Source organism: Ignavibacteriota bacterium, assembly GCA_013285405.1.
GTDB lineage: Bacteria > Bacteroidota > Ignavibacteria > Ignavibacteriales > Ignavibacteriaceae > IGN2.
Genome location: CP053446.1, coordinates 1388708 through 1405630 on the forward strand (window position 1 = coordinate 1388708; position 16923 = coordinate 1405630).

A 16923-nucleotide genomic window follows, 5' to 3' on the forward strand; every position below is an offset into this window, starting at 1 on the left:
AAATATGAAAAGAAGAAAAATATATATCCTGCAGCTTGACAAGGACGATCCAAAGCGAGAGCTGGAGTTTGAAGTTGCGTTTAATTTAAGCCTAACAGAAAAGCAGCGATACAAAAGAATGATGATGCTTATAAAGCGAACAATGGAAACAGTTAAAAAATATGACTATCCAAAAACTCCTTCGATCATTAAAAGATCATAGAGTAAAATTTATGGTCATTGGTGCACTGGCTTTTCCTGCACATGGTTATGCACGATCAACGTATGACATAGATATTTTTTATGAACCAACGAATACAAATATTAAAAGACTATTAAAAGCATTATAGTGTCGGTTATCAAGGACTTGAAGATTTAACTTTAGACGACCTGACAAAAAAGAAAACATTATTTCGTCAATATGTTTTAGATACAGATATTCACCCATTCGTAGCAGGTGTAAATTTTAATAAAGTATGGAAAACCAAGGTGAATGTAGAAATAGAAAAAGTTCAGGTGTTTGTTCCATCTCTTGATAATCTTATAGCTATGAAAAAAGCAGCAGGACGTAAAAAAGATTTAGCAGATTTAGAATTTTTAGAAGAAATCAGAAAGCAAATAAAAAAGAAGAAATAAAGTTTTATGGCAACAATATTTGAAAAAATAGTACCCGTTACTCTTGAAGAGGAAATGAAATCCTCTTACATAGATTATGCAATGTCAGTGATCGTTGCACGTGCATTACCAGACGTAAGAGACGGATTAAAACCAGTTCATCGGAGAGTGCTTTATGGAATGCACGAACTCGGAATGTTTCATAACAAAGCATATAAAAAATCTGCAAGAATCGTTGGAGAAGTTCTTGGTAAATATCATCCACATGGAGACACAGCAGTTTATGATTCTATGGTAAGAATGGTACAAGAGTTTTCGTTGCGCTATCCGCTTGTTGATGGACAGGGTAACTTTGGTTCCGTTGATGGCGATTCACCAGCAGCAATGAGATATACAGAGGCAAGGCTTGCACGTATTTCAGAAGAAATGTATCGTGACCTTGACAAAAATACGGTTGATTTTGTTCCTAACTTTGATGATTCCCTGCAGGAGCCAACCGTATTACCATCATATCTTCCAAATTTATTAATAAACGGGTCCAGCGGAATCGCTGTTGGAATGGCAACGAATATTCCTCCTCATAACCTTGGCGAGGTAGTTGATGGTTTAGTCGCGCTGATAAAAAATCCCGGCATAACAATAGAAAAACTGATGAAGAACATCATCGCCCCGGATTTTCCAACGGCAGGAATAATTTATGGTTATGCAGGAGTCAAAGAAGCATTTCTAACAGGTCGGGGAAGACTCATTGTACGCGCAAAAGCAAATATTGAAACACAGAAAAATGGTCGCGAACATATTATTATTACTGAGCTTCCATATCAGGTAAACAAAGCCAACCTCATTGAAAAGATGGCTGAGCTTGTTCGCGCGGGAAAGCTTGACGACATTAGTAATATAAGAGACGAATCAGACAGAGACGGATTACGTGTTGTAATCGAATTAAAAAAAGACGCCCAGCCGCCGATAGTTCTCAACCAGCTATTCGTTCACACACAAATGCAGACAACATTTGGTGTTATCATGCTTGCACTGGTTAAAGGTGTTCCAAAAGTTCTCAATCTAAAAGAAATGCTTCAGCATTTTCTTGAACACAGAATGGACGTGCTGATTCGCCGAACAAAATTCGAGCTTGACGCCGCAGAAAAAAGAGCACACATACTTGAAGGATACATCATTGCGCTGGATAACATTGATGCCGTAATTCAGACCATCAAAAAATCCAAAGATGTTGAGACTGCAAAACAAAATCTGATGAAGAAATTCAAGCTGAGCGAAATTCAGGCAAAAGCGATACTTGATATGAGATTGCAGCGACTGACCGGACTTGAAAGACAAAAGATAGAAGATGAATATAAAGAAACCATAAAGCTCATCGAAAAATTAAAAGGCATATTAAAAAGCGAAGAACGAAGAAATATTATTATCACCGAAGAACTTCTTGAGCTGAAGAAAAAATATGCGGACAAAAGAAGAACAGAAATCGTTTACGATTATGAAGACTTTTCACTCGAAGATATAATAGCAGAAGAAGACGTTGTTGTTACAATTTCTCACAGCGGTTTTATTAAACGTTTCCCTGTTAGCGGATACAGAAAACAAGGAAGAGGCGGCAAAGGTGTTACTGGTGCTGGAACTAAAGAAGACGATTTCATAGAACATATGTTCATCGCATCAACTCACCAATATATTCTTTTCTTCACAGACAAAGGAAGAGTTTACTGGTTAAAGGTGCATGAAATTCCGGAAGGCGGAAGAGCAGCGCGTGGAAGATCCATCCTGAATATTCTTCAAAAAGAAAAAGAAGAAATGATAACGGCATTTGTTGCCGTTAAGGAATTCAGCGATGACAAATTTCTTATTATGGCAACCGAGCACGGAACGATAAAGAAAACAGTTCTCTCTGCATACGGAAATGTTCGCAAGGGCGGAATAAATGCGATTAACCTGAAGAAGAATGACAGACTAATTGAAGTAAAGATGACAGATGGAACTAACGATATTATGATTGGAACAAGAAACGGTTTTGCTGTAAGATTCCATGAAAAAAGATGCGCGTAATATGGGCAGAACAGCCACAGGCGTAAGAGGAGTTCGTCTTGGAAAAGGTGACAAAGCTGTTGGATTACTTGTTATTAAACGCCAGGGCATGAGCGTACTTGTTGTTACTGAAAAGGGATATGGCAAACGATCTGATGTAAACGATTACAGGCTGACTCACCGCGGCGGCAAAGGAGTAATAACAGTAAAAACGAGTGACAAGATTGGGAAATTGATTGCGATGATGGAAGCAAATGACAACGATGAGCTGGTAATTATTTCAACAAAAGGAATGGTTATCAGACAAAGTATGAAAGATATTCGTGTGATGGGAAGAGCTACCCAGGGGGTTAGAGTAATAAGACTGAAAGACGGAGATTCTATAGCTGATATCGCCAAAGTTGTGCCCGAAGACGAAAACGGAGAAGAACAATAATAGCAAACAATTATTATTGAAAAAGGGACCCGGCGAAGTCCCTTTTTTATTATTCATCTGAAAAATTATGAAATCAATACTCACATCACAATTAAAATCTCCATCAGGAAAACGGTATCTGATAATATTTCTAATATTATTTCTGAATAGCAAAAGCGGATATGGACAGAATACTGATGCTGGACTTGAAATTGTTCAGTCTGAAAACCTTCTTTCTATTGTCCGAACTCTCTGCTCAGAAGAATTTGACGGAAGACTTCCCGGAAGTGAAGGATACAAGAAAGCAGCAAAGTTTGCAGCAGATAAGTTTGAACAAGCAGGACTAATCCCCGCGGGAGATGAAAAATATTTTCAGTATTTAAATGTAGAATATAACCAGATTGATACGCCGGTTGTTTTTAAAGCGGTTGTAGCAAAGGAACTTTATTTTTTTCAGCATGGAAAAGATTATGTCTTCAGAGGATTTACCGGATCGGGAAATCTAAACCTGCCGGTTGTATTTTGTGGATATGGTATATCAAGACCGGATCTTGGTTATGACGATTATCATGATATAGACGTAACAAACAAAGTAGTTTTAGTTTTCAAACAAAATCCTTCCTGGAAAATAAACGATCAACAATGGGGAAATGAAAATCCAAGAGAAAAGTCACAGGTTGCTTTTAAACATGGAGCAAAAGGAATTTTATTTGTTTCTCGTCCAAACGACTCCAAACCGCAACCGCTTATAGGAAGCGTACTGCACGGAGACGGAGATCAGCTCGAAGATTTTCCGCAGTTACATGTTTCAATTGATCTTGCAAATGATTTGTTGACCGGAACAGGCGTATCAATAAATGAATGTCAAAGTAAGATTGATAGTAATAAAGCACAATTTTCTTTTCACACCGAAAGCAAAGTGGATATTAAAGTTAAAGCAAATTATGAGAAGAATGCAAAAACTATGAATGTAGTCGGACTCATTGAGGGAACGGATCCGGAACTAAAAGAAGAGTATCTGATAATAGGCGCACATCTTGACCATGTCGGTTCGCAGGCGGGGCTTTTATTTCCGGGTGCAAACGACAACGCTTCCGGATCAGCGGGTGTTTTGCAGCTTGCTGAAGCTTTTATGAAAAGCGAATTGAAACCCAAAAGAAATATTCTGTTTGTTCTTTTTGCATCAGAAGAACAAGGCCTTTTAGGATCAAAGTTTTTTGTTGAGAATTTAAACCTGCCTGCCGGAAAGGCAGGGATTGATACCAGCAAAATAATTGCAATGTTGAACCTCGATTGTATTGGATATGGAGACAGTATTCAGGTCGGCAACGGAAAAAGTTCTCCGGAATTGTGGAAACTTGCGGATGAAATTGACCGGACAAATTCAAATCTTATGGTTAACGATACCTGGAGCGGCGGTGGAGCGGATCTCACTCCGTTTTATGAAAAGAATATTCCAGGATTATATTTCGTTTCCCGATACAGCTATGATCACTTGCATCTTCCAACTGACCTGCCAGAAACATTTAATCTGTCTTTATATAAAAGCATAGTTAAGCTTGTATATTTAACAGCGAGAAAAATAGCAGACGGCAATTACCTGCGGGAAAAATAATAAATTAGATTAAAGCAAAATGCTTAAAGATCATTTTATACATCAGTTTAAATACAACGATTGGGCAACAAAAAAAGCAGCAGAGTCATTTATAGGTTTTGAAGAAAAAGATGAAAGATTAAACGAGCTTCTTTCGCATATTATTTCGTCGCAAAAAGTTTGGTTAAGCAGAACTCTGTTAAGAGACATTTATCTTAATCCGTGGGAAAAATATTCAACACAGAAATGTATTGAGCTATCAACAGAAATTACGGCTGAATGGATTAATCTTCTTGAAGGATTCAGTGACATTGATTTTGAAAAAAGAATCGATTATAAAAACACAAAGGGAGAAAAATTTGTAAACACCGTTTTAGATATTGCTGCTCACATAATAAATCATTCAACATATCATCGCGGGCAGATTGCTCAGAAAGTAAGAGCACTTGGCGGAACGCCAGCAGTTACGGATTATATTTTTTATCAGAGAGAATTTTATTAATGACCGTTAAGACAATAATGAAGGTGTGCCCTATCGGCAATAACGTTTAGTATATCTGCCAATGTCGATAGTTAAAGAAATATTAGCTGTTTAGCAGCTTCTATATTGCTGCTATTTTTTTCGGGGCTTAATTTTTTACTTGCAGTTTTGGACTCTTAAAAGAAATAAAACCAAAGGCTACAGCAAATACAATATAAAACACAGTTAAAACCCAAATAAAAACACTTGTCGAATTTCCATCCATAGCCATCTTAATCAAAGTTAGTCCACCAATAAAGAAATGTGTAAAGTTCCCAAGACTTAATGGCTTTGCATAAATTCCACCAATAAGTATAGTTTTCGCCATCCAATTTAAAATTGCAAAACCGAGATATAACGATCCTGCTAATTGCATGAAAGGCAACAATGCGTCAATAGTTGGTTGACCGAGCAATATGAACGTTTCGCCAGGCATAAACAGCAATAGTAAACCAATAATTCCCATAACAATTGCACTTGCTATCATTAAATATTTTCTATTCATCCTGTTAATTCTATTTTGTTTAACATAAAACTTGAAAAAGGAAAATTAATTGGCAGACGCACAACGGTTTGGCGCTTGACGCAGTGGCGGATTTTGGAGTAATTCACTGTCAGCCAAGCACAAACTTTGATAGGAGCACAAAACTTGACTTTACCACCGAACCGCCACTTGTGTGTAGGTGCTGTTATGCACCGTTCTTTTATTCATTCTTTGTGTCAATAAGTTCAAAAATCAATTCTTTCAAGATTTCTACGTCACTCTCAATAGTTCCCTTCATATATCTTTTGTAAATACTTTCGTTGTCTGGCGGGTTGAGATTTAAAGTCAACCCTTTTTCCAATGACAACAGTCTTAAAAACTCTCTTTGTGTTCGTCCGTTTCCTTCTCTGAATGGGTGTAAATAGTTGACGTTATCTAGAATTTCTGCCAATTTTTCGGCCAACTGTTTATTGTTGTTTTTCGGAATTTTCTTGAACTCTGCAATCAACTGGTCAATGTATCTAAGGGCGTTGTCAAAATGTGAAGTAGGGAAAAACTGTTTACCGTCTTTGCTTATTTCAACAATTCGCTTTTTTCCTGCCCAAACGTAAATGTCTTGAAACAAATGTCTATGAATTTCAAAAAGACTGTCAATTCCTTTGATTTTTATCGGATTCTCGTCAAGTTCTTGAAGTCGTTTTGTTACCGCACCACTCTCAACAAAGAGCAATACATCAGGGTCTTCAATGTCTTGTAAATTCCGTAAAATTCCTGTCTTCGGGTTTGTGTAGGTGTAGTCAGGGTCTATGTATTTGTAGGAATTAGACATAGGCTTTTTGTTTGGCAAATACCACAAGTTCAGTTAGTGATATTTTTCCTGTAACATAGTCCCGAATGATTTCAATTCCTTTTGGAGTTGGGTTAAAACCTTCAAACATATTGCTTCCTAAAGCATTTGCAGTGCTTTCTAAAGTTTTCAAGTCTGAAAATTTCACACCCATTATTGTCAGGTTATTTCTGTCTATTTCTATTGTGTTAAACATACTTTTTAGTCTTAAATTGTTTTTAAATTTACAAAATTTCCGGATTAAATCGTTAGTTTTCTGTCGTTTTAGAATGGTGCTTAACGTTTTGGCGCTTGGCGCAATGGCGGATTTCGGAGTACAAAACTGTCAATAACCACTGAACTTAAATAGAAGCACAAAGCTTCAAGTTTGCATGTCAGCCCGCCTGACGCAAAACCCGTGTTAGCGGTTCGTTGTTTTTTCTTGTATAGGTTCATAATAAAAAATTGTCACGCCTGATTTTAAAGATTTTGTCTTTAAGAGGTTGAAAATAATTCTGTCTTTTATTTGGTCAAACAATTTCAAACCTTTTCCTTCAACCATTGGATGTATACAAATTTGAAATTCGTCAATGAGATTGCTATTTAAAAGTTGAATAATTAAACCGCGACTACCAATCAAAATGTCTTGTCCCGATTGTTGTTTGAGGTCTAAAATTGTTTGGTCAAGAGGTTTGTCTGCAATTTTTGCTGTTTCCCATCCAGTATTTTTTAACGTGTTGGAAAAAACCATTTTTTCAATTTTGTTTATTGAAAACGCAAAGTCGTTCATTGACTTTTGGTCTGAAGGATTTGTCAATAATGTTTGCCAAAATTGCATTAGTTGGTATGTTGTCCGACCATACAACATTACTCCCGCATTATTTACAAGGTCTGAATAATGATGATGAAGGTTTTCGTCAACTATTCCAACTGTGTGGTCGCACACTCCATCAAGTGTCATATTGATTGCAGCAATTACTTTTCGCATATTCTAATTATTATTTGTCGTGATTTCCTTTGTCTGTTTGGTGTTGTCTTACAATGACCGCTAACGGCTGAGGCTATGTGCAGTAAGGGATTGCGGGCTACTATTCTGTCCGCCGAAACGAAAGTTTATGCGGGGCAGAATGCTTGAATTACCACTGAAACCCTTATTGCATATAGCCTTTGTTAGCGTTTCGTTGTTCATTTTTCTCGTTATTTTTCTTTCATTTTTGCTGCATCTTTTCTGTCTGCCGTGTGTTGGGGTAGGCAAGCTCTTTTGCAGGTTTTGGTCTTAGCGTTGGCTTGTGTGACCTGCAAATGTGCTTGACTACAAAGCGTGGGCTATAAAGTTAAACCACGATTAAAATCAACAATATGTATTGCTGGAATTGTAGATAATATTAATGCTATATCTTGATTATGTCCAAGTTGAAAACCGTAGTTTGATGCAATATATTCAATGTATTCGTTACAGTTAATTCTGTGAATAATTCTTCCAACTCCCGCAGTAAAAGCATTTCTGAAATAATTAGGAAAACTCGCTATGTTTTGATAACAATGTATTCGACCTTCACTACCCCAAGCACCTTGATTTTCATTGTGTTCCCAATGAATTGAGGTTGTTCCATCATTTTTCGATAAAAATCCAAGTGCTTCAAAAAATTCATTATCAGAAGCAAATTGAATTTGCTGAATTGTTCCAAATACTAATTGTGGCATAAGAATAGTTTTTAGTTTTCATTATAAATAGTAGCTAATTCTGTTTTGATTTGTCTAAAAGTTAAATCCGCTTTTAGTTCTTGACTTAGACCTGTATTAATGCAATAAACGAAAGACTCCTTTCTGTAATACAATTCGTTTTTCTTTAATGATTTTTCAATGCTATCTGTTTTTGCAAGTAAACAAATAAGTTGGTAATCTAAATTTATCGCATCTGTTTTGTTGTTCGGGTGTGCTTTCGTGTAATGTTGGGTTGCTGTTAGTTTAATTAAGTTTTCCAAATAATGGGCAAGTTGCGGAAATTTGCTTTTCGGAAAAATGTGATGAACTTGTGTTGCATCACCATTAGCCCATTGGTCTTTTACTTCGCTTTCAGAATACATTTTCTTTATTTGGTTCATAGCTTTTTGAACCAAATAAGCGTTAAACGCTGTGTTAGGCAATACGTTTTGTTCGCTATCTGCATTTGCTTCTTGTCGCGAAATGGTTTTGTCTTTTGATAAATCACGCCAATTTTTTCGATTATACATTAAGTCTGTGTAGTAAAATTCATTTTCAGACATTCGTCCTTTAATAGAACCTGGCAAATTGTTTTCGCATGCGTAAATATTCAGCAATTTTGGATAAATTCTTCTTACTTCAACTTCTCCGTTGATTGCAGTATTTCCGATAATAAATTTGATAAAACGCTTTTGCAAATCTTCAAAATCTGTTTGTGTCAAATTTCCTTTTTCATATTTATTTTTGTAATCTTCAAAAAATTTGAGCAAACCACTATCGGATAAAACCTTTACAAAGTACTGATAAAGAAATTTGTAGGCGTTTCGGTCTTTCAATGATATGTATTCTAATACAGACAAATTCGCAATTTTATAATAGTTTTTAGTTCCACGCTTTTCAATGTCCAAAACACCTGCATACGCCAAAAGTCTTAACGGTTGCTGAATAAATTTGTCATATTCGCTTCTTGTTGTTGGATTGGTTGCAGACGGCTTGTTGAAAATTGCTTTTACGTTTTTGATGAAGTATTGAGAATCCCAAATGTCTTGCACGATGAACTCTTTTTGCGGCTCGTTTTCTCTTAAATTCAAAACACAATCCGCAATGATACAAACTACATCTGGAGTGCATTTTTGGTCCATAAATCTTGCATCATTGGATTTTCTGATGTCGTAATCGTTGCTTTCTAGCAACTTTTCAAGTTCTGTCATTTATTCTATATTTTTTAAAAGCCCGAAGAAAAAAACTGAATTATTATCAATGTTCAATGAACGAGTGCCGTAATTACGTGCAACACGATAAAACTTCTCAAATTCTTTTGTCCCGTAATATTCCAAATCTTTTTCTGTCGGAAGTCGGCTACCATTTTTCAAAGTTAATAAAGCAACCGAACCGTCAGTAATTGCATTCTTTGGTAAAAAACTCGCTCTAGGATAATAAGTGAGGTTTGGAATCATAACAACATCTTCACGATTTAGAAATTTGGCGACAGCTAAATTTTCTGTATCGTCAATATAACAGTCGTAATTTTTTAATTCTTTTATTTCATTATTTCCAACATTGCGTGATTTTAAAACTCTGTATTTTCCGTTGTTTTTCGTTATTTGTTTTGTGATTTGTCTATCTCTGAAACTTTGGAAAATATCAAATGTCATTTTCTCCGAAATTTTGTCAAACTCTTCATTTCGGTAAATCAACCAATACGGAAATTTATCAGACAACAAATATTTTTTTTGCTTTTCTTCAACAGTTTCCGTTATGTAACTTTCAATTAAAATGTTATCGCTTTGTTTTTTTATTGAAGTTTCAAGTAAAAAACTAATTGTTTCAATCTTTACACCTTTAAAACCTTTTTCGCCATAATCACAAATCTTTAAAAGATTTTGACCTTTGATAATTTCTCTTGTGATATTAAATTCGGGTGAATTGATAAGGCTTTTCGGAATAATTAAGGAAACGAAGTTTCCTAACGTAATTGCTTTTTCAATGAAGAACGAAAACAAATTATTTGTTTCATTGTTATTTGCGTTGAATTTGTAAAGCGATAACAATTCTTGATTGTTAGTTAGTTTTTTGTAAGGCGGATTTCCTACAACAATGTCGTATTTTTCTTTAAAAGTGTGTGTGAGAAAATCAGCATTAATGAAATTAAACTTGAATTTTTTAGGCAAGTTTAATTTGGCTAAAATGTTTCTCAGCACAGCAAAAGAATTGTTGTCAATATCAACAAGGTCAAAAATTACTTCGTCTTTGTCTTCGTATTTTTCAACAAGCAATGGAATAAAATTACCAATACCAACTGAAGGCTCTAAAATTCTGATTTTCTTTTTTCCTTTCAGTTCGGGCAAATCTTTTACAACTGAAAATGCAATGTCTTTTCGTGTAAAAAAAGCCGAATTTTCTTGCCGACTTGAATTTGCGTATTCCGAAATTTGATAAATATTTTCAAGTCCTAACTTGTCAAAATCAGAATTGATGAACGAAAGTAAATTTTCTGTTTTACTCAATTCTTCTTTTTTAATTATGTTGTTTATTTCAGTTGTTGAAAGAAATTTTTGATTTAAAACTTCTTTTATTCTTTTTGCAATATTGCCGAAAACACCTGTCGGAACTGCTTCGCCAATGCAATGTCTAATGTTTAATTCTTCTTTTTTCAAAAACGCTTTCTTTTCAAGCAAACTCATTTTGTTCAACTTGTCGGTTGATTGGTATGTCCATTGAAAAGATGCAGGAATACTCATCATCATCATTAGTTCTCTAATGCTGAAAACTCTGTTTTCTGATGGGTGAACGGTATTTTGGCTTGACAAAATATCGTTTCGCGTGTGTACACACGGACCTTCTTTGTCCCAATACCAACGTGCATATTTGTCGCCATTTTTACTTTCATTTAAAACGATTTTACCATCTTTGATTTGGTGCGGTATTCTGTCTTTTTCCGTGTTTTGAAAAGCCGATTGTCCTTCTTCTAAATTTTCAATCCAACGCACCATTTTCGCATCATACTCTCTAAATGAATGGAAAATATCGGTTTCAGATATTTTTCCCATTTCATTTATATTTTCTAAACCTGCAAAAAGTTGACGTAGCGTTTTTGGTTTTTGTTTTTCTGGAAAAATGTCAAACGGACTAATGTTCTGTAAATCTTTGCGAACACCAATTACAAGTGTTCTTGTTCTGCTTGATTGCGAACCATAATCTTTGAAGTTTACGACTTTGAAAAGTATATTGTAGTGTCCGCCTAAATTTATTTTTATGGCTTCTTCGATAGTTTTTTCTGTTCCGTCTATGTCGGTGCAAGTTGTATTCAAAAATGCTCTTACATTTTCAAAAATGAAAAATTTTGGATTGACTTCTTTTGTGATTTTGATTGATTCAACAACTAATGAATTTCTTGTCAATTCTTGATTTTTCTTGTGATTTGCAACAGACATTCCTTGACACGGTGGTGTAGCTACAATTACGTCAGGTTCGGAAATTTTGTGTTCAATTTTCCATTTTTCGATTTCAGAAAAAAGTTTATTTTTGATTTCTTTCGTTGAAATATCTCCGTCCAAATAACCCGTGTCGTATTTGCACTTGTTATTGAATGCTTGAATTTTTAAGCGTTTTGTTAGTATTTCATTTGTCGCAATGCACTCAAATCCGTTTTGTTTGAAGCCGTAACAACCAACCCCAGCACTGCTGAATAAACTTATGTATGTCAATGGTTTGTTCATAGTTAGAATTTTATTTCGGCTTGTTTCACATTTACACTTTTTAAATAATTAACTTTTTCTTCAGCAACAATTAATGTTTTTGGAGAACAATTGTATTGATACATTTTCTTGGCAAATTGGTCACTAAAATATTCCGTTTTCAATTCTTCAAGGTTAAGGCTAAATGCAGTTGCTAATTTATCTAACCGCTTCTCGTCAAATTCACGTTTTCCGTTTTCAATTTTACTCAAGTTAGCAGAATCAAGTTTAAGAAGTGCTGCAAGTTCTGTTAATGTTAACCCTTTATCGGTTCTTAGTTCTCTGATATATTCTCCGAAAGTTGCTTTCATAGACTTGTAAAATTTAACTTGTCAATATTTGACAAATATACATAAATATTTTCACTTTACAAGCTTTCATTATTTTTTTCGTGGGTCAGCAAAATGAAGGCTCTTTTGGCTTTGCGAAGCGTTGGCTTTTGTGTCGGGCAAAGCCAAATGTGCCTGAATGTGCGGTGGGTTTCCGTTTCCTTTTTTGTCTTTATGCAGCAAAAATAACTTTGTCATTCTGTCGTCTGTTTTGTCTTTTTACAATGAACGCTAACTCGTTTATAGGTCTCACAAAGTCAGACGAATACAACCACAATTAGCTGTATAGGTCTCATTAACGTGAGACTTTATTTTTCCAAACTTAAATAAATTTTTTTATAAATCATCAAATGGCGACTTTATTTTTTGTAAACTTTTTGTTGATACATGTGTATAAATCTCGGTTGTTTTACTGCTTTTATGACCGAGTAATTCTTGTATAAACCTTAGATCGGTACCTGATTCTAACAAGTGTGTTGCATAAGAATGTCTTAACCAATGCAGTGTTACAGGTTTGTTAATTTTAACTTTTACTAATGCCTGTTTAAGCACATTCTGTAAACTTTTTTCGCTGTATTCTTCGCCGGCGTTTTGTCCTTCAAATAACCAGTTCTTTGGTTTATACATTTTATAATACTCACGCAGCATTTCAATCACTTTATTTGAAACAGGCACAATTCTGTCTTTTCTTCCTTTTGCCTGCCTAACATTCAACAGCCCCCGTTTACTATCTATATCTATTAGTTTCAGATTCAGCAACTCGCCTCTTCGTAAACCGCAGGCATAAATCAAACTAAGCATAGTTTTGTGTTTTACATTTGTGTGGGCTTTCAGAATTGAAGAGACCTCTTCTTTACTAAGCACATTTGGCAACTTATATTCACGTCTTGGTCTTGCTATAATATCAACATCCAAGCTGCTGTGCTCTACTTCTCTAAAAAAAAGTTTAATTGCATTTACAACCTGGTTTTGATATGAAAAACTCAGTCCGTTTTTTATGATGTATTCATTAACGTATCGTACCACATCATCATTTGTTAAATCTTTTACCGGCTTGGGAAAGGCAAACATTAAAAATGATTTTGCGGCATCCAGATATGTATTAATTGTTGATGCACTGTATCGCTTGTGTTCCATCCACAACTTTAGTTTAGATAAACTCTTTTCAACTTCTGCAGAAACTTTAAACAAGGGCTTTTCTGCTAAACCAGCAGTTTCTATAATTGCCTTATCATTTAGCGCACCAATCAGTTTACTTAACTCAAATCTGTCTTTAGCAATAAACCATTTGTTCTTGGTTTTACTCCATCTTGCAACACCAAGTGTTTTAACTGCAGAAATTAACCCGGCATCTTTCGGGAATCTTAAAAACACCACGTTGATATTGTGATGTTTTCCCGTCTCGAGAATTATTTTTGGCTTCATCGATAAAAATCGGCGTTTATGTTTTAGCTTAAATTAATATTTCTGTCAGTGATTCTTTATGTGCCTTAATCGTTTTATCCAAATCTTCTTTGCTATGAGCAGTTGAGACAAACAAAGCTTCAAACTGTGCCGGTGCAAGATAAATTCCTCTTTTCAGCATTTCGTGAAAATATATTCCATAAAGAAGCGTATCTGATTTCACCGCAGATTTAAAATCATCAACCGGCTGTTCAGTAAAAAACATGCACATCATCGAACCAACTCTGTTCATTGCATAATTTTTTCCAGCCGCTTTCAGATTTTCCTTGAAACCTTCTTCAAGATATGCAGATTTCTTTTCGAGCGTTTTATAAACCGACGGATGATTCTTAATATATTTAAGCGCAGCATAACCAGCAGCCATTGCAAGAGGATTTCCGCTTAAAGTTCCTGCCTGATAAACAGGTCCAACGGGTGCAATCTTTTCCATTATTTCTCTCTTCCCGCCAAAAGCACCAACAGGTAAACCTCCGCCAATAATTTTTCCGAAAGTGGAAAGATCTGGTTTTATTCCGAGCACTTCCTGCGCACCACCTGCAGCAACACGAAATCCCGTCATCACCTCATCAAAAATCAAAATTATTTTTTCTTCATCGCAAATTGCACGTAACTCTTTTATGAATTCATCTTTTGCTTTCACGACTCCCATATTCCCGGCAATTGGTTCAATTATAATTGCAGCAATTTGCTTTTTATTTGACGAGATTAATTTTTTTACTGAATTAATATCGTTGTAATCAGCAAGCAGTGTATCTGCCGCATTTCCTTTTGTAACACCGGGAGAAGTTGGAACACCGAGAGTTAAAGCACCGGAACCAGCTTTGATTAAAAAATAATCTGCGTGTCCATGATAACATCCCTCAAACTTTATAAATTTTTCTCTTCCTGTAAAACCACGCGCAGCACGAATTGCACTCATTGTTGCTTCTGTTCCACTGTTTACCATTCGCACCATTTCAACTGAAGGCACAAGTTCGGTAATTATTTTTGCCATTTTAACTTCAAGTGAAGTTGGCGCACCGAAACTCGTTCCGTTTTTTATAGATTCTGATAAAGCTTTTATTATGAATGATGGATTGTGTCCGAACAGATGAGGTCCCCAGCTTCCGATATAATCTATAAACTTATTTCCATCCGCATCCCAGAACTTTGAACCCCTTCCCTTCTTTATAAATAACGGATCGCCGCCGACTGATTTAAATGCGCGGACGGGAGAGTTAACTCCACCCGGGATATATTTTTTTGCTTCTTCAAATAATATTTTGCTTTTAGTTGTATTCATAAAATTTAATCCTTATAAGAAATCGAACGCTGAGCTGCCTGACGGTAGGCAGGTGACGCAGGTTAAGCAGATAAAAAAATCAGTGTAAATCAGCCCAATCAGTGTCATCTGCGTTCTATTATTTTATTTAAATAGTATTTGATAATCCTTTTCTTTCCCTTTTTTCCACCAGTCTTCAGGAACGACTCGCCATGAACTTATGATTTCAGGAGTGATTATTTTATTTTCTTCAATCCATTGAATCATTGAATGTCGGAATTCTTTTTCTGTTGATGAAACAATTCTACCTGGTAAATCTTCCAGAGGAATCTCCGCTCCGCGGGTTAGGTGACCTCCTCCTCCGCTTCCGCGGTAAGAATTAATCGCAGTCAGATAAATAGAATCGGGGTAAAATAATTTTCCATCCGATAAAGAGTTTATTGTTATTCTATCTCCTGCTGGTTTTGAAACATCTACAATATAATTTAATCCTGCTGCGGAAGAATAGTTATAAAATCTTTCTTCGGTTTCAGGTATTCCGTATCTGTCAGAATATTTAATGTTTCCGTTTTCATCTTTTTTAAAAAGAATCAGGTCATCATTTTCATTTTTCATTTGATTGAACCAGCCGCCGTAGGAGAATTCGAGATAGTTTTTAATTTCTTCGCCGGATAGTTTCATAGTATATAGAAAATTTTCATAGTGATATAGTTTAAAAACATCCTTCACATAAACCCAGCCCGAGTCAATTTCAGTATCGAATGACAACGGCGCAGTGAACGATATGTCTGCGTTTGTAATGTCTAATTGTATTTTATGAATTAAATCGACGAACGCAGATGGTCCGAACAAAGATTCCCTTGACGAAATACTTTTTGTAAACCGTCCGATTGGTTTGGTCACATAATTTTTTACAATGTTAAGATTCATCATGAACTTATTCATAAAAGAATCATCGGGTTTATAATTTTTAGTTTCGATAATTTCGCCCGCGATGTTTTTTCTGATCCATTTTGATGACGAGCGGTCATATTCAAATTGAATATCAGCAACGGCAATATTTCTTGCCCTTGAGGTTGGACCAAGGATTAAAACGCTGTCTCCACTGACGTTAGTTGTTTTAAAATTCCATCCCTGATGATCGTGACCGACGAAAACAATATCGAAACCAGAAACCCTCTCGGCGACAAGCTGTGATGCGTTTTCATTTTTGTAAGTGTTTTCATCTTCTCCGTCATAAGTATAATCAACACCAGAATGAAATAATCCCACAAGAAGGTCAGGTTTTTCTTTTTCCTTAATTATCTCAACCCACCTTTCAGCAGATTCAATCATATCCTCAAACATAATACCCGACCAGAGTTTTTCGGGCAGCCAGCTTGTCACGCCGGGCGTCGTTAACCCAAGAACGGCAACACGGATACCGCTTCTCTCAATAATTGTGTAAGGTTCAAAGTACGTTTCCCCGGTATTAATATTCGTTGTATTCGCTGCAAGCCAGGGCATATTAATTTCATTTCTGAATTTATCATAAACTTCATGACCCGTTTCGATATCGTGATTTCCGATTGTTGCGGCGTCATAGTTCATAAAATTTAAAGCATCGGCGAATACATTTCGTCCGGTTTCATTAATAAAATTATAGTAATAAGAAATTGGATCTCCCTGAATCAAATCACCATTATCAAGCAAAATTACCTGCTGGCTTTCTTTATTTCTTTGCGATTGTACATAAGTATAAACCTGGGCAAGTGAACTTGTAGTTGAAATATTGTTAACTAAATCAAAAGGTAATAAAGCACCGTGGACATCGCTTGTTTCGATTATTTTAATATTAACAACCTGTGCAGAAGAAACGGTTTGCAGTGTAAAGAAAAGTAGAATCAACTCAAACAAAACAAACATATTCTTTTTGATCATACATTCCGGAGAGTTTGTTGAAAATTTTTCTGCAA

Annotated in this window: 15 protein-coding genes and 1 pseudogene; 5 read left to right on the forward strand and 11 right to left on the reverse strand. The window is 35.6% G+C overall.

Going from position 1 to position 16923, the window contains the following annotated elements:
• Positions 1-4: 4 nt before the first annotated feature.
• The 5 genes and pseudogenes from HND39_05995 (at position 5) to HND39_06015 (ending at position 5145) form a co-directional block, all read left to right on the forward strand.
• Positions 5-202 (forward strand): hypothetical protein, encoded by a 198-nt coding sequence (locus HND39_05995; GenBank protein ID QKJ95870.1) that lies wholly within the window; start codon positions 5-7, stop codon positions 200-202.
• A gap of 266 nt (positions 203-468) precedes the next feature.
• A complete protein-coding gene (locus HND39_06000; GenBank protein QKJ95871.1) occupies positions 469-615 on the forward strand; it encodes a hypothetical protein in 147 nt (48 codons plus the stop codon).
• A 6-nt stretch (positions 616-621) separates the two neighbouring features.
• Positions 622-3070: pseudogene (gene gyrA, locus HND39_06005) on the forward strand (DNA gyrase subunit A).
• 67 nt (positions 3071-3137) lie between these two features.
• Positions 3138-4664, forward strand: coding sequence for a M20/M25/M40 family metallo-hydrolase (locus tag HND39_06010; protein QKJ95872.1), 1527 nt, complete (start codon positions 3138-3140; stop codon positions 4662-4664).
• A gap of 19 nt (positions 4665-4683) precedes the next feature.
• Positions 4684-5145, forward strand: coding sequence for a hypothetical protein (locus tag HND39_06015; GenBank protein ID QKJ95873.1), 462 nt, complete (start codon positions 4684-4686; stop codon positions 5143-5145).
• Positions 5146-5272: 127 nt separating this feature from the next.
• Here HND39_06015 and HND39_06020 read toward each other — a convergent pair whose 3' ends face one another.
• The 11 genes from HND39_06020 to HND39_06070 form a co-directional block, all read right to left on the reverse strand.
• Positions 5273-5647 (reverse strand): hypothetical protein, encoded by a 375-nt coding sequence (locus tag HND39_06020; protein ID QKJ97900.1) that lies wholly within the window; start codon positions 5645-5647, stop codon positions 5273-5275.
• Between the two features lie 220 nt (positions 5648-5867).
• Positions 5868-6476: a filamentation induced by camp protein fic gene (locus HND39_06025; protein ID QKJ95874.1), complete on the reverse strand. Its 609-nt coding sequence runs from the start codon at positions 6474-6476 to the stop codon at positions 5868-5870.
• Positions 6469-6690 carry an antitoxin VbhA family protein gene (locus tag HND39_06030; GenBank protein ID QKJ95875.1) on the reverse strand — a complete coding sequence of 74 codons (222 nt, stop codon included), beginning with the start codon at positions 6688-6690 and terminating at the stop codon, positions 6469-6471. The genes HND39_06025 and HND39_06030 overlap by 8 nt, the downstream gene beginning before the upstream one ends.
• 204 nt (positions 6691-6894) lie before the next feature.
• Complete coding sequence (locus HND39_06035) at positions 6895-7461, reverse strand: dihydrofolate reductase (GenBank protein QKJ95876.1); 567 nt, start codon at positions 7459-7461, stop codon at positions 6895-6897.
• 338 nt (positions 7462-7799) lie between these two features.
• Positions 7800-8177: a hypothetical protein gene (locus HND39_06040; protein QKJ95877.1), complete on the reverse strand. Its 378-nt coding sequence runs from the start codon at positions 8175-8177 to the stop codon at positions 7800-7802.
• A gap of 11 nt (positions 8178-8188) precedes the next feature.
• On the reverse strand, positions 8189-9388 hold the full coding sequence (locus HND39_06045; GenBank protein QKJ95878.1) for a hypothetical protein: 1200 nt from the start codon (positions 9386-9388) through the stop codon (positions 8189-8191).
• Entirely contained in the window at positions 9389-11896 is a 2508-nt protein-coding gene (gene dcm / locus HND39_06050) for a DNA (cytosine-5-)-methyltransferase (GenBank protein QKJ95879.1), read from the reverse strand.
• Positions 11897-11898: 2 nt separating this feature from the next.
• A complete protein-coding gene (locus HND39_06055; GenBank protein QKJ95880.1) occupies positions 11899-12225 on the reverse strand; it encodes a helix-turn-helix transcriptional regulator in 327 nt (108 codons plus the stop codon).
• Positions 12226-12579: 354 nt separating this feature from the next.
• On the reverse strand, positions 12580-13668 hold the full coding sequence (locus HND39_06060) for a site-specific integrase (GenBank protein ID QKJ95881.1): 1089 nt from the start codon (positions 13666-13668) through the stop codon (positions 12580-12582).
• A gap of 28 nt (positions 13669-13696) precedes the next feature.
• Positions 13697-14989, reverse strand: a complete 1293-nt coding sequence (gene hemL / locus HND39_06065; GenBank protein QKJ95882.1) for a glutamate-1-semialdehyde 2,1-aminomutase — start codon at positions 14987-14989, stop codon at positions 13697-13699.
• Positions 14990-15112: 123 nt separating this feature from the next.
• Entirely contained in the window at positions 15113-16873 is a 1761-nt protein-coding gene (locus HND39_06070) for a bifunctional metallophosphatase/5'-nucleotidase (protein ID QKJ97901.1), read from the reverse strand.
• Positions 16874-16923 lie beyond the last annotated feature (50 nt).

What these genes read in the sequence shown, in the direction of transcription:
- HND39_06010 (QKJ95872.1), top strand. Translation starts at nt 3,138, where the DNA reads ATGAAATCAATACTCACATCACAATTAAAATCTCCATCAGGAAAACGG.
- dcm (QKJ95879.1), bottom strand. Translation starts at nt 11,896, where the DNA reads ATGAACAAACCATTGACATACATAAGTTTATTCAGCAGTGCTGGGGTT.
- HND39_06040 (QKJ95877.1), bottom strand. Translation starts at nt 8,177, where the DNA reads ATGCCACAATTAGTATTTGGAACAATTCAGCAAATTCAATTTGCTTCT.
- HND39_06070 (QKJ97901.1), bottom strand. Translation starts at nt 16,873, where the DNA reads ATGTTTGTTTTGTTTGAGTTGATTCTACTTTTCTTTACACTGCAAACC.
- HND39_05995 (QKJ95870.1), top strand. Translation starts at nt 5, where the DNA reads ATGAAAAGAAGAAAAATATATATCCTGCAGCTTGACAAGGACGATCCA.
- HND39_06055 (QKJ95880.1), bottom strand. Translation starts at nt 12,225, where the DNA reads ATGAAAGCAACTTTCGGAGAATATATCAGAGAACTAAGAACCGATAAA.
- HND39_06045 (QKJ95878.1), bottom strand. Translation starts at nt 9,388, where the DNA reads ATGACAGAACTTGAAAAGTTGCTAGAAAGCAACGATTACGACATCAGA.
- HND39_06035 (QKJ95876.1), bottom strand. Translation starts at nt 7,461, where the DNA reads ATGCGAAAAGTAATTGCTGCAATCAATATGACACTTGATGGAGTGTGC.
- HND39_06025 (QKJ95874.1), bottom strand. Translation starts at nt 6,476, where the DNA reads ATGTCTAATTCCTACAAATACATAGACCCTGACTACACCTACACAAAC.
- HND39_06030 (QKJ95875.1), bottom strand. Translation starts at nt 6,690, where the DNA reads ATGTTTAACACAATAGAAATAGACAGAAATAACCTGACAATAATGGGT.
- hemL (QKJ95882.1), bottom strand. Translation starts at nt 14,989, where the DNA reads ATGAATACAACTAAAAGCAAAATATTATTTGAAGAAGCAAAAAAATAT.
- HND39_06015 (QKJ95873.1), top strand. Translation starts at nt 4,684, where the DNA reads ATGCTTAAAGATCATTTTATACATCAGTTTAAATACAACGATTGGGCA.
- HND39_06060 (QKJ95881.1), bottom strand. Translation starts at nt 13,668, where the DNA reads ATGAAGCCAAAAATAATTCTCGAGACGGGAAAACATCACAATATCAAC.